This window comes from Mesorhizobium sp. NPDC059025, assembly GCF_042739655.1.
Classification (GTDB): Bacteria; Pseudomonadota; Alphaproteobacteria; order Rhizobiales; family Rhizobiaceae; genus Mesorhizobium.
This window is the reverse complement of record NZ_JBHYIM010000005.1, coordinates 26685-39360: the sequence shown is the minus strand read 5'-3', so window position 1 is coordinate 39360 and position 12676 is coordinate 26685. Positions and strand designations below refer to the sequence as shown.

The following is a 12676-nucleotide window of genomic DNA, read 5'->3' as shown; positions in this document are numbered from 1 at the left end:
GCAGAACATCAGATGGGCGAGCCTCGAAGGACGCACCAAATCAATGCATGGCGATCGGGCCACTCTTGACCGGCAGACGGTCACGGCGCAGCCAGCGGCCGAGCAGCAGCACGGCGACGACCGCCAGCCCGGTCGAAAGGCCGATCCAGATGCCGATGCCGGCGAAGCCGAAATGGAAGGCAAGCAGCGCGCCGAGCGGCAGGCCGACGCCCCAATAGCCGATCGCCGCGTAGAGCATCGGCACCGTGGTGTCATGCAGGCCGCGCAGCATGCCGGCGCCGACGGCCTGGGCACCATCGACGATCTGGAAAAGCGCTGCAAACGCCAGGAATGAGACGGCGAGGCCGACGACCTGGCTGTTGACCGGATCATGCACGTCGATGAAGCCGGAAATCAGCACGCGCGGCCACAAGATCATGGTGAGCGCGGTCAGCGACATGAAGCCGACCCCCATGGCGTAGGAGGTCCAGCCGGCGCGACTGATGCCGTCCTTGTCGCCGGCGCCATAGGCAAGACCGACGCGCACGGTGACGGCCTGGTTGAGACCCAATGGCACCATGAAGCTGATCGAGGCGATCTGCAGGGCGATGGCATGCGCGGCAAGCGACGGCGCGTTGATCAGCCCCATCAGGAAGGCAGCGGCGTTGAAGATCGTCACTTCGAAGGCCAGGATGCCGGCGATCGGCAGGCCGAGCTTCATGAGCGCCCGGAAGCGTGGCCAGTCGGAGCGCCAGAAACGGCCGAACAGATGGTAGCGGCGGAATTTCCTGTGCCGGGTCACCACCAGGGCCATGCCGATGAACATCAGCACCGACGAGATGGTGGTGGCCAGTCCCGAACCGGCGATTCCCATCCTGGGCGCGCCGAGATTGCCGAACATGAACATCCAGTTGAGCAGCACGTTGGCGCTCACCGCAATGAAGACGATGACCAATGCCCAGCCGGGGCGCTCGAGCGCCGAAATGAAGGACCTCAGCACGATATAGCCGTAGAACGGCAGAAGCGCCCATTGCAGCCAGTGGATATAGATGCCGGCCTGATGCGCAAGCACGGGATCCTGGCCCATGGCCAGCAGGATCCTTTCGCCGTTCCAGAGGAATATCCAGATCGGGACGGCGATGAAGATCGCGGACCAGAGACCCTGGCGCACGGTGCGGCGCACGTCGCGCACCGAATGGCGGAAGCGGCCGAGTTCCGTCGCCATCATCGGCGAGGTGGCCAGCATCAGGCCAAGGCCGAAGATCATCGGCATGAAATAAAGGTTGGAACCGAGCGCGCCGGCGGCGAGCGTCTCAGACCCGAGCCGCCCCATCATCATGACGTCGGTGGCGGTCATTGCCGTCTGGCCGAGATTGGTCAGCACCATCGGCCACGCAAGCGACAGCGTTGACTTGATTTCGGAGCGCCAGAGGCTTCCCGGCGCTCTCACACCGGCTTCGATCGCGGACATTGTCTTATACTTCCCTGCGGCGCGTCGGCGTCAGCCGGAATCCGCATCTGGCCGGAAACGGAATGGCTCCCGGCTCGAATCCGGTTTTCATTGAACAAACTGGCGTTTGCAAGGGCACAGCAGCCTGAAAAATTGATCCAGCCGGCGGCCGATTGCAGGAATTCGATTTATTTTGGCAGCCGCATAACGATATTATGATGTTAAAGTATTGCCGCGACAGGGGAACCGGAGAGGCCGAAAATGGCCGATCCGTCGATCGGGCCAACGCTCATGCATTTCGACAGGACAGCTTTCGGAGACCAGTTCCTGACAGTCGTCGCGGCGGCGATGCCGCTTGTCGGCTGCTGTTTCTATCGCGTCGAAGACGGCAGGCATGTCGTCGACCATCGCCTGTCGGGTCTCTCGCCCTACTGGCTGAACCGCTACTACCATCGCTTCTGGCGTTTCGACCCGCTGCATCCCGAACGCGTCGGCCAGGCAGGCATAAGGCTACGTTCGGTGACGCGCGAGACCGCGCGGCGCGACGTCGGCGCGCCAGAATATTTCGAGCAATTCCTGGTACCGCAGAACACGGTGCACCAGACCGAACTTTATTTCCGGGCCGGATCGCGGATCATCGCCGGCGCCTCGCTGCTGCGCAGCGAACGCAACGGGCCCTTCACGTCCGACAACCTCACCTTTCTCGACAGGCTGGTTGGTTTTGTCGAGGACAGCGTGCTCTCCGATGAGGACGAGGCATCCGCGCTCGACATTCCCGGCCTGACGCCGCGCGAGCGCGAGATCGCCAATCTTGTCGGCGCCGCCATGTGCAACAAGGACATCTGCCGGCGGCTCGATATCGAATTGCCGACGGTGAAGACCCACATCAGCCGCATCCTGGTCAAGGCCGGCGTGCGCAACCGCGGCGAGCTGATGAAGAAGCTGCACGGCCGCGGCTGACGAGGCGTCGTACTTCGGTATGATAGCCCCGGCCCGCCAAGTCTCCCTATCCTGCCGGTTCCTGTAGACGCCTGGGAGGAACGCGGCGTTGGAGGGAGATGGCTTGGCTTATGCCGACGCCCGTTCCCGCAGACATCGCTCCTCCGACCGACAGTTGGAGTATCGACCGGAATGGCCTCACGTCCCGCCTATGTCGCGCCCTACATGGCGATCGGACTTTCGACCATCGTCACCGGCGTCGCACAGCGCAAGCACATCCGGCACAATCTGGAGACGATCGAGGAAGCCATCCATGCCGCCGTCTCGATCTGCGCCATCAACGCGCCGATCCGCGTTGTGGCGCTAGCCGAAGGCGCGCTGACCGGTTTCACCGACGAGATCTTCGACGTGCCGCATGTCACCGCGGCGCGCGACATCTTCATCGACCTGCCCGGCGAAGAGACCGAGGCGCTCGGCAAGCTGGCCCGGCATTACGACACCTACATCATAGGCCAGTGCAAGGCGCGCTGGCCCGATGTGATGGAAGACCGCTTCTTCAACACGCTGTTCGTCATCGACCGCAAGGGCAAGCTCGTCCACCGCGCCGCCAAGAACCACATCTGGTGCCGCGAGCGCAGCTGCACGCCGCACGACATCTACGACCGCTGGGTCGAACTTTTCGGCGACGATATCGAGGCTTTCTACCCGGTGCTGCGCACCGACGACATCGGCAACATCGGCACCATCTGCTGTTCCGACGGCGAATATCCGGAGGCGGTGCGCGCACTGGCCTTCGGCGGCGCCGAGGTCGTCTATCGTCCTTCGGAGGCGATGCCGATGACCGGCTCGTCCTATCCCGGTGGCGGCAGCTGGATGATCCAGAACCGGGCGCACGCCGACTTCAACAGCGTCTACATGCTGTGTCCCAATATCGGGCCGGTCTATCTCTCGCCGAGTTCGCGCCATCCGATCGACATCGCCGGCGGCAACAGCCACATCGTCGACTTCCGCGGCAACATCAGCTCCTATTCGGCCAGCGGCGCCAACACCATGGTGGCCAGCCTGATCGACATCGAGGCGCTGCGGCAGTTCCGCACCATGAACCTCAATTCGAACTGGCTGAAGGACCTGCGCACCGAGCTGTTCTCCAAAATGTACGAGAAGCCGATCCACCCGCGCAATCTGTGGCTGAACCGCGATCCGGAGCGTCACGCGACGGTGGACGAGGTCTATCGCGACAACATCGCAAGGCTGGTCGAGCGCGGCACATGGACCCTGCCCGCGCATGAGGTGCCGGGCGCGCGCTACACACCAGCCCCGTCGGAAGGCAATGACGACTGGGCCGCCGCACAGGCCATGTGGGCGCCCTGGAACGAGGACTGATCAGGAATACCGGACCCGCCGCCCCATAATCGACAAACGGGGAACAGGCGGCGCGGTCCGGTTCAACAAGGGAGGCTATCGTGCATTTTTCCAATTTCGGCCCGCTTACGCGATTCGCCAGTTCCATCATCCTGCCCGCGACCGTTGCGCTTGTTGCAGCGACCGCGTCGGCAAAGGCTGAAGATGCGGCTAAGCCAGCCGGCATCGTCGGCACCTGGGTTGTGAAGGCGGTGGATGCGCCATTCACCCATCACATGTTCGTCTTCAATGCCGACGGCACCATGCAGCAGGCCAATCCGGACTCCGGGAATCCCGACAACAGCGACAGCGACGGCAAGGGTATCTGGGCACAGAAGGACGGCAAGATCATCGGCAAGTTCGTCGAGGTGACGGCCGACCGCAAAACCCACAAATTCGTCAGCCGCGGCGAGATCTCCTACGAGATCGACATCGCCGGCGACGCTTTCACCGGCACGGCGGCGGCGCGGTTCTACGGTGCCGACGACAAGCTGCTGCGCGGCCCGCTGCCGACACCCCTGGAAGGCAAGCGCGTGACCCTGCCGTAAGAGCGGGCACCGCTTGCCTTCCCCTTTTCGTTTCACGCCATCGCCGGACCAAACGCCATGTCTTCCACCAACACCGCGCCAAGACGCAGCCTGCATTCCTTCGATATCTTCTTTCTCGTGGTAGCCGCTGCAGCACCGCTCGCCGCCGTAGCCAGCAACGGTGCACTCGGCGTGCTGATGGGCAACGGCGTCGGCATGCCGGGCTCCTACCTGCTGGCCGGCCTCGTGCTGATCCTGTTCGCCATCGGCTTCATCCGCATGAGCCCGCATGTGAAACATTCCGGCGCCTTCTATGCCTATGTCCGCCATGGCCTCGGACCGCTTGCCGGCGGGGCCGCGGCCTTCGTCGCCATCGTCGTCTACGGCATGATGGTCATCGGCAGCGTCGGCGGCTTCGGCTTCTTCGCCAGCGTGTTCTTCTCGGAAAACCTCGGCATCGACCTGTCGTGGAAAGCCTGGGGTGCGATCTGCCTGGTGATCACCGCCATCGTCGGCTACCGCGAGATCACGCTCGGCGCACGCCTGCTCGCCGTGTTGCTGACCCTGGAGGTCCTGATCCTGGTCGTGTTGACGGTGGCGGTGCTTGCACCGACCAGCCCGGCCCAGGTGACCTTCGGTTCATTCAGCCTGCCCAACATCGTCAGCGGTTCCTTCGGCGTCGGCCTGATGTTCGCCTTCGTCTCGTTCCTCGGCTTCGAATCCGCCGCCATCTACAGCGAGGAGGCACGCGACGGACACCGCACGGTCAGCCGGGCGTTGATCACCGCCGTGGTGTTCATCGCCATCTTCTATGCCATCACCATGTGGGCGGTGGTGCTCGCCTTCGGCGAAGACAAGGTCGTGGCCGCGGCCAGCGAGAACCCGGGCACGCTGGTGTTCCGTGCCTTCGCGCGATACACCCACCCGGTGTTCCTGGTGGCGGTGCAGTTCCTGATGGTGACGAGCGCGCTTGCCGCGACGCTTGCCCTGCACAACGCCGCTGCGCGCTACCTGTTCGCACTTGGCCGCGAAGGGATGCTGCCTGGCGTGCTCGGCAGCCTGCATGCACGGCTGCAGTCGCCGCATGTCGCCAGCATCACCGTCACGGTGGTTTCGGCGATTGCGGTGGCGCTGTTCGCGATTGCAGACGCCGACCCGCTGATGACCCTTTTGTCCAGCACATTCGGGCTGGCGGCGCTCGGCATCATCATCCTGCAGGCCGTGACCTCGCTCTCGGTGGCGGTCTTCACGTGGAAGAACCGCGACAGGGAGACCGGCTCGCTGATCCAGCTGCTGATCGCCCTGGTCGCCACCATCGGCCTGGGCACGGCGGCGCTGCTGGTGATCAAGAACTACGCGACATTGACCGGCAGCCTCGGCCTGCTCGACTACGCACCCTGGCTGCTGCCGATCGCGGCAGTGCTCGGCATCGTCGTCGCGATGCGCTCCGGACAGGTGTCACAGCTGTCCGAAGCGTAGGCTCGCGCATGCACCACCTGACCGGGAGCGCTCCCGGTCAGCGCAGCGGCGGGGCGTACATCAGGCCACCGGCATTCCACAGCTTGTTGATGCCGCGGTCGATCTTGAGTGCGCTCGACTGGCCAAGATTGCGTTCGAAGATCTCGCCGTAATTGCCGACCTTCGAGACGATGTTGTAGGCGAAACGCGGATCGAGCCCGAGCTGCTTGCCGTTGTCGCCATCGGCACCGAGGAAGCGCTTGACCGCCGGATTGGTCGAGGTGAGCCCGGCTTCCGCCGTTGCCTGGGTGATGCCCAGCTCTTCCGCTTCAAGCAACGCGAACAGCGTCCAGCGCACGATGTTGAACCACTTGTCGTCGCTTTGGCGCACGGCCGGTCCGAGCGGCTCCTTGGAGATGATCTCAGGCAACACGACATAGCCGTCGGGGTTGGCCAGCTTGAGACGCTGCGCGTAGAGCGCGGAGGCGTCGGTGGTGTAGACATCGCAGCGCCCGCTGTCGAAGGCCTTGATGATGCCTTCGGCGGAATCGACCACCACCGGCTCATATTGCAGCTTGTTGGCGCTGAAATAGTCGGCGGTGTTCTGTTCGGTCGTCGTGCCCTGCTCGGCGCAGACGGTAGCACCGGAAAGCTTCAGGGCGCTGTCGACATTGAGATCCTTGCGCACCATGAAACCCTGGCCGTCATAATAGGCGGTGCCGACGAAATGGATGCCGATGCCGGCATCGCGCGACAACGTCCATGTGGTCTGCCGCGACAGGAGATCGACAGTGCCGGACTGCAGTGCGGTGAACCGCTCCTTGGTCGACAGCGGCACGTAGCTGACCTTGTCGGCGTCGCCGAGTGCTGCGGCCGCAACGGCCCGGCAGAAGTCGATGTCGAAGCCATGCCATTTGCCGGCATCATCGGGAGCCGAAAAGCCGGCAACGCCCTGGCTGACGCCACAGGTGACGGTGCCGCGCTGCTTGATCGTGTCGAGCGTATCGGCCTTTACCGGCATGGCGGCTGCCGACGCCGTCAAAAGAGCTGCTGTGAAAAGGTGCTTCTTCATGGTCTCCTCCCTGTTGTTCGAGGCAAAGCCTCTCCTGACGCCGGTGCTCCCACACCGTCGTTGATCCTGTTTCCTGCTGTGAACTGCCCGGCGGTCGATACCGCCGGGAGAAGTCTTCAACCCAACGGCTAGCGCGTCGCCAGCACTTCGCCGAAGGTGTCGTCCAATGCGCTGACCAGATGATCGGCATTGGCGCGGCTGAAGATCATTGGCGGGCGCATCTTCAGTACATTGTCAAACGGCCCCTCGGTGCCGATCAGCACACCGCGCGCGCGGACGCCGTCATTGATGCGTCGCGCCAGTGATGTCGCCGGTGCCTTGGTCTTGCGGTCCTCGACCAGTTCGATACCGAGGAAGAGCCCCATGCCACGGACGTCGCCGATGATGTCGTAGCGGGTCTGCAATTCGCGGAAGCGTTCGACCAGATAGGCGCCGATGCTCGCTGCGTTCTCGCGCAGGCGGTCGCGCTCGATGACATCGAGCACGGCAAGGCCGGCCGCACAGGACACCGGGTTTCCACCGAACGTATTGAAGTACTCCATGCCGTTGTTGAAGGTGGCAGCGATCTCCTTCGTCGTCACCAGCGCCGCCATCGGGTGGCCGTTGCCGATCGGCTTGCCCATGGTGACGATGTCAGGCACCACACCTTGCGTCTCGAATGCCCACCAGTGGCTGCCGACCCTGCCGAAACCAACCTGCACTTCGTCGGCGACGCAGACGCCGCCGGCTGCACGAACAAGGGCATAGACCTCCTTCAGATAGCCTTCCGGCAGGAAGACCTGGCCGGCGACGCTCGGGATCGATTCCGCCATGAACAGGGCCGGGGCGCGGCCCTGCGCCTTGATCGCCGCGATCTGCTCGGCAATGCTCTCGGCAAAGCGGCTCGCATGTTCGGCGAGCGGCCATTCCTGCGGAGCACGATAGCTGTCGGGGATCGTCGCCTCGAACACATGCGCCGGCCGGCCCTTGCCGCCCTTGCGCTTGTATTTGTAGGGGCTGAGATCGATCAGTTCCTGGGTCGTGCCGTGATAGGCCCAGTCCAGCACGATGGCGTCGCTGCGCCCGGTGTGGTTGCGGGCCATGCGCAGCATCAGGCTGTTGGCCTCGCTGCCCGAGCAGGCGAAGGATGCCACCGAAAGCTCTTCCGGCAGCGTTGCCGTCAGCCGCTCGGCATAGCTGACGATGGCGTCGTGCAGATAGCGCGTGTTGGTGTTGAGCCTGGCCGCCTGCCGGGCAATCGCCTCGACCACGTCGGGATGGGCATGTCCGAGATGGCAGACATTGTTGAAGCAGTCGAGATAGGCGCGGCCGCGGTCGTCGATCAGCCAGGCACCCTCGCCGCGCACGAACTTGATCGGCTCGGAATAGGAGATCGACAGGTTGGGCAGCAGCGACGTCTTGCGCGCCGCCACGATCTCGGGACGGCTGCGACCGGTCTGGACGAAGGTCTCCGGCGGAATGCCGGCGAGTTCGGCGGCATCGGGGAAGAGCTGGCGCCAGACGTCGAGATAACGTGCTTCGCCGACACCCAGGATCTCGCGCGCCGACAGGCTGGTGTCGGTGGAGATCTGGAAATGCAGATGCGGCGCCCAGCCGCCATTCTGCGCGGCCACGCCCATCTCGCCGACGACTTCGCCCGCTTCCAGGCGCTGGCCCGGCTTCAGGCGGGACGCCGCCTCATGGGCGAGATGACCCCACAGCGTGACGAAGGCAGGACAGCCTTCCGGTGCGTGTTCCAGCGCGACGAGGCCGCCATAGCCCAAGGGGTCCTCTTCGATCTCGACGCTCTTCACGGTCGCGGCAAGCGGCGTGCGCACCCTGGTGCCGGCCGGCATGAACAGGTCGAGGCCGAGATGATGGATGCGGCGCTCCTGTTCGACGAAGCGTGACTGGAACATGTCGCTGGCATAGACGGTGCGCACCTCACCCCAAGGGCCGATGCCGAGTTCGATGCCGTATTCCGCGCAATGCGCGTCCCACCAGGCGCTGGCCTTGGCCGGCTGCTGTGCCGCCGACGCGACCGTCATCGGGTGTCGCGGATCGCCATAGGGCACCAGTTCCTTGACCAGGGTCGCCGGATGGCGGTCGAGAACCGGTGCGAGGCTCTTTGCGTGAGCGGCGATCCAGCCGGTGACGGCGCGGGCGCCGGGTACGGCATCGAAGCCGCAGGCATGGCGCAGGATCGCGGTGGCGAAACTGCGGTTCATGGCATCGAGCCGGCGCAGCATGCGCCAGGCCGGCGCTTCGCTGATGGCCAGATAGGGATTGTCCCCAGCCTCCTGCCGGCGCAGCGCCGACAGGGTCACGCTGGTGACGAGGCGCATGGCGATGAGATCGAAGAGAAGATCGATCTCCTCCTCACGCAGAGGATATTCGGCGTGGAACCCGGCGGCGAGCTTCGCCGCCGCGCCGATCGGATCCTCGGTATCGAGAATGGAGTAGGCGCAGGCGACAGCCAGTTCGGCGATCAAGGGCGCATAGAGCGCGTCGCCGAAGTCGATCAGGCCGGCGACCCGCTTCGGATCGGCGGCATCGACCAGCACGTTCCAGTCATTGGCGTCGTTGTGGATGACCTGCGCGCGCAGCGCGGACAGGCGCGGTGCCACATGGGCGTCGAAGCGATCGAGGAACCGCTCCAGCAGCGCCCTGTCATTGGCGTCGCCAACATGCGTCAGGCGGCGACGCGAGGCACCGGCGCGGCGGATGTCCCAGTCGAAGCTACGCAGCGCGCCGGGATGGATGAAACCCTGCAGCGCGCGGTCGAGCTTGCCGAGCGCGCGACCGAGACTGTCGAGTGCCTCGGGCGAACGCTCGGCTTCCGCCAGCGGCTGGCCTGGCAGCCAGGAGACCAGCCGCAAGGCATGGCGGGTGCCGTCATTGGCCGCCGCGAAGGCGAGCGAAGTGTTGTCCAGCGTCTTCTTCAAGGAAGGCACTGAAAGGTCGATCCCGCTGCCGGCGAGATGATCCAGAAGCGCTGTCTGGAACTCGCTCTCGCCGCGCGGCTCGCTGGCATTGACCACCTTCAGGATCCAGTCGCCGTCTTCCGAAGTCAGCCTGAAATTCTGGTCGCGCTCGCTGTCGAGCGAGCCGACCGAGCCGGAAACGCCGAAATGGCTGGCGGCAAGCGCGCGCGCTTCGATCAGCGAGAAATTGGGAGCCGGGTGAGTGATGTTGGTCATTGCAGGTCCGGATTTGATCTTCATGGAGCTTGGCACGGGCGCAAAAATCGGGCATCCGGCAAAGCGTCGGTCAGACCGGCACTATGCCTGCTTCGACCGGCATATTAACGGTGAGTGGAAATCGCCATGAAGGAACTCGACGCAAAGGACCGGGATATCCTCGCCATCCTGTCCAAGGAGGCACGGATTCCGTTGAAAACCCTGGCGGCGCGCATCGGCTTGTCGCGCAGCGCCACCAGCGAGCGCGTGGCGCTGCTGGAGAAAAGCGGTGTCATCCGCGGCTACCGCGCCGATATCGGCCAACTGGAGCAGAACCAGCTTTCCGCTTTCCTGATGGTGACGCTGGTTCGCACGCCTTCGATCGGCGTGCTCGACCAGCTCGCACGCCATCCGGAGGTGCGGCGGGTCTCGTCCATTTCCGGGCAGGTCGACCTGGTGGTCGAGGTGGAGGTGCCGTCGATCGATCGGCTCAACACGCTGCGCGACCAGATCGCCTCGCACGCCAGCGTCGAGGACCTGACCTCGCTGATCGTGCTCAGGCGCGATATTGAACGCCAATAACTCCGAGAATACCCCGATGAAAATTCCAGCGACCCTTTTTCTTGCCCTCGCCGTTGCCGCTTCGCCGGCCACAGCCCAGGAATTCAAGGTTCCGAAACAATATGAAAGCCAGTTCATGGGCCAGGTGATGTCGCTCTCGCTCGCCCAGCAATGCGCGGCCTACGTCAAGACGCCCGGCATACTGGACGAGATGCGGACATCGCTGCTGAAGTTCGCGCGCAAGGTGAAATGGCAGGACCCGCAGGCCAAGGTGAACAAGCTGATGGCCGATTCCAAGGCCAAGGTGAACGGCCCGATCGGCCTCGAGACACCGGCAAGCTGTTCCGACCTCCTGCGCGATCTCAAGAAAAGCAACGGCAGGAAGGACTGAGGTAGGGTTCCTTCTCCCCTTGAGGGAGAAGGAAGAGCGCGACCTAACGCACACCCTTCGCAGCCGCACGACCCGCGCTGCGGCCCGAGAAGATGCAGCCGCCGAGAAAGGTACCTTCGAGAGCCGCATAGCCGTGCACGCCGCCGCCACCGAAGCCGGCAACCTCGCCGACGGCATAGAGACCCTCCACCGGCTGGCCATCGGCGCCCAGCACCCGGCTGTCGAGATCCGTGTGCAGGCCGCCCAGCGTCTTGCGGGTGAGGATGTTAAGGCGCACGGCGATCAGCGGCCCGTTGGCGGGGTCGAGCATCTTGTGCGGCCTGGCGGTGCGGATCAGCTTGTCGCCGAGATAGGTGCGGGCGCCGCGCAACGCGATCACCTGCATGTCCTTGGAGAAGGGATTGTCGAGCTGCATGTCGCGGGCACGGATTTCGCGCTCGACCTGGGCGACATCGAGCAGTGGCTCGCCACCGGCCAGCGCATTCATGCGGGCGACAAGCGCCGGCAGCTCGCGCTCGACGATGAAGTCCTCGCCCTTGTCGAGGAAGGCCTTGACCGGACCTGGAATGCCCGATGTGGCGCGCTGCAGCACCTGGCGCCAGCTTTTGTTGGTAAGATCGGGGTTCTGCTCCGACCCCGACAGGGCGAACTCCTTGCGGATGATCTTCTCGGTCAGGATGAACCAGGAATAATCGAAGCCGGTCTTCATGATGTGGGCGAGCGTGCCCAGCGTGTCGAAGCCGGGATAAAGAGGCACCGGCAGGCGCTTGCCGCGCGCGTCCAGCCACAGTGACGACGGGCCGGGCAGGATGCGGATGGCGTGGTCGGTCCAGATCGGCGCCCAGTTCCTGATGCCCTCGACATAGTGCCACATGCGGTCGCGGTTGATGATCGAGCCGCCGGCGCTTTCGGTGATCGCCAGCATGCGGCCATCGACATGGTCCGGCACGCCGGTGATCATGCGTTTCGGGGCCGTGCCAAGGCGGGTCGGCCAGTTCTGGCGCACCAGCTCATGATTGGCGCCTATGCCGCCGGAAGCGACGATGACCGCCTGCGCCCTGAAGGCGAAGTCGCCTGTCACCGTGCGCGAACTCTTGCGGCCGCGCTCGACGCCGCTTTCTTCCAGCACTTCTCCGCGCACGCCGTCGACCGCCTTGCCGCTCTTCGTCAGTTCGCTGACGCGATGCCGGAACTTGAAGGTGACGAGCCCGCGTTTCGCCGCTTCAAGCACGCGGAGCACGAAGGGCTCGATCACCCCAGGGCCGGTGCCCCAGGTGACATGGAAGCGCGGCACCGAATTGCCGTGGCCGACAGCATTGCCGCCACCGCGCTCGGCCCAGCCGACGACGGGGAAGAACTTGATGCCACGTTCGGAAAGCCAGGCACGCTTCTCACCGGCGGCGAAACCGACATAGGCCTTCGCCCATTCCCGTGGCCAGTGATCCTCCGGACGGTCGAAGGCGGCGGTGCCCAGCCAATCCTCCAGGGCAAGGTCATGGGAGTCGCGGATGCGCATGCGCCGCTGCTCGGGCGAGTCGACCAGGAACAACCCGCCGAACGACCAGAAGGCCTGTCCACCGAGTGACTGTTCGGGTTCCTGGTCGAGGATGAGGACTTTCCTGCCCGCCTCGGCGAGCTCGGCCGCAGCGACCAGCCCCGCGAGACCAGCGCCGACGATGATGACATCCGCGTCGTAAGCCAATGTTCTCCTCCCTTTTGCGTCGTCGATCCCGGCCTGTT

The 12676-nt window shown here is 64.5% G+C and carries 10 protein-coding genes; 6 read left to right on the top strand and 4 right to left on the bottom strand.

The features are described 5' to 3' along the window. Positions 1 to 40: 40 nt before the first annotated feature. On the bottom strand, positions 41 to 1450 hold the full coding sequence (locus ACFWYE_RS13795; RefSeq protein ID WP_379112062.1) for an MATE family efflux transporter: 1410 nt from the start codon (positions 1448 to 1450) through the stop codon (positions 41 to 43). Positions 1451 to 1690: 240 nt separating this feature from the next. On the opposite strand from ACFWYE_RS13795, the gene ACFWYE_RS13790 reads away from it, so the two are divergent. The 4 genes from ACFWYE_RS13790 (at position 1691) to ACFWYE_RS13775 (ending at position 5775) form a co-directional block, all read left to right on the top strand. After that, positions 1691 to 2389 carry a response regulator transcription factor gene (locus tag ACFWYE_RS13790; protein WP_379112060.1) on the top strand — a complete coding sequence of 233 codons (699 nt, stop codon included), beginning with the start codon at positions 1691 to 1693 and terminating at the stop codon, positions 2387 to 2389. Positions 2390 to 2560: 171 nt separating this feature from the next. After that, positions 2561 to 3751 carry a nitrilase-related carbon-nitrogen hydrolase gene (locus ACFWYE_RS13785; protein WP_379112058.1) on the top strand — a complete coding sequence of 397 codons (1191 nt, stop codon included), beginning with the start codon at positions 2561 to 2563 and terminating at the stop codon, positions 3749 to 3751. 80 nt (positions 3752 to 3831) lie between these two features. Next, complete coding sequence (locus tag ACFWYE_RS13780) at positions 3832 to 4317, top strand: hypothetical protein (RefSeq protein ID WP_379112057.1); 486 nt, start codon at positions 3832 to 3834, stop codon at positions 4315 to 4317. A 57-nt stretch (positions 4318 to 4374) separates the two neighbouring features. Then, complete coding sequence (locus ACFWYE_RS13775) at positions 4375 to 5775, top strand: APC family permease (protein WP_379112055.1); 1401 nt, start codon at positions 4375 to 4377, stop codon at positions 5773 to 5775. Positions 5776 to 5812: 37 nt separating this feature from the next. On the opposite strand, the gene ACFWYE_RS13770 is transcribed toward ACFWYE_RS13775, so the two are convergent. Further along, positions 5813 to 6826: an amino acid ABC transporter substrate-binding protein gene (locus tag ACFWYE_RS13770; RefSeq protein WP_379064543.1), complete on the bottom strand. Its 1014-nt coding sequence runs from the start codon at positions 6824 to 6826 to the stop codon at positions 5813 to 5815. Positions 6827 to 6954: 128 nt separating this feature from the next. After that, positions 6955 to 10005, bottom strand: coding sequence for an aminotransferase class III-fold pyridoxal phosphate-dependent enzyme (locus tag ACFWYE_RS13765; RefSeq protein WP_379112053.1), 3051 nt, complete (start codon positions 10003 to 10005; stop codon positions 6955 to 6957). Between the two features lie 126 nt (positions 10006 to 10131). Here ACFWYE_RS13765 and ACFWYE_RS13760 point away from each other — a divergent pair, with 126 nt between their 5' ends. Further along, positions 10132 to 10566: an Lrp/AsnC family transcriptional regulator gene (locus ACFWYE_RS13760; RefSeq protein WP_379064547.1), complete on the top strand. Its 435-nt coding sequence runs from the start codon at positions 10132 to 10134 to the stop codon at positions 10564 to 10566. A 16-nt stretch (positions 10567 to 10582) separates the two neighbouring features. Then, on the top strand, positions 10583 to 10936 hold the full coding sequence (locus ACFWYE_RS13755) for a hypothetical protein (RefSeq protein WP_379112051.1): 354 nt from the start codon (positions 10583 to 10585) through the stop codon (positions 10934 to 10936). Between the two features lie 43 nt (positions 10937 to 10979). Here the strand turns inward: ACFWYE_RS13755 and ACFWYE_RS13750 are convergent, their stop codons facing one another. Next, positions 10980 to 12638, bottom strand: a complete 1659-nt coding sequence (locus ACFWYE_RS13750; protein ID WP_379112049.1) for an FAD-binding dehydrogenase — start codon at positions 12636 to 12638, stop codon at positions 10980 to 10982. Between the last annotated feature and the right edge of the window lie 38 nt (positions 12639 to 12676).

Bases quoted from the DNA above. Each gene is read 5' to 3' on its own strand.
- ACFWYE_RS13790 (WP_379112060.1), top strand. From the start codon at position 1,691: ATGGCCGATCCGTCGATCGGGCCAACGCTCATGCATTTCGACAGGACA.
- ACFWYE_RS13785 (WP_379112058.1), top strand. From the start codon at position 2,561: ATGGCCTCACGTCCCGCCTATGTCGCGCCCTACATGGCGATCGGACTT.
- ACFWYE_RS13775 (WP_379112055.1), top strand. From the start codon at position 4,375: ATGTCTTCCACCAACACCGCGCCAAGACGCAGCCTGCATTCCTTCGAT.
- ACFWYE_RS13755 (WP_379112051.1), top strand. From the start codon at position 10,583: ATGAAAATTCCAGCGACCCTTTTTCTTGCCCTCGCCGTTGCCGCTTCG.
- ACFWYE_RS13760 (WP_379064547.1), top strand. From the start codon at position 10,132: ATGAAGGAACTCGACGCAAAGGACCGGGATATCCTCGCCATCCTGTCC.
- ACFWYE_RS13795 (WP_379112062.1), bottom strand. From the start codon at position 1,450: ATGTCCGCGATCGAAGCCGGTGTGAGAGCGCCGGGAAGCCTCTGGCGC.
- ACFWYE_RS13765 (WP_379112053.1), bottom strand. From the start codon at position 10,005: ATGACCAACATCACTCACCCGGCTCCCAATTTCTCGCTGATCGAAGCG.
- ACFWYE_RS13770 (WP_379064543.1), bottom strand. From the start codon at position 6,826: ATGAAGAAGCACCTTTTCACAGCAGCTCTTTTGACGGCGTCGGCAGCC.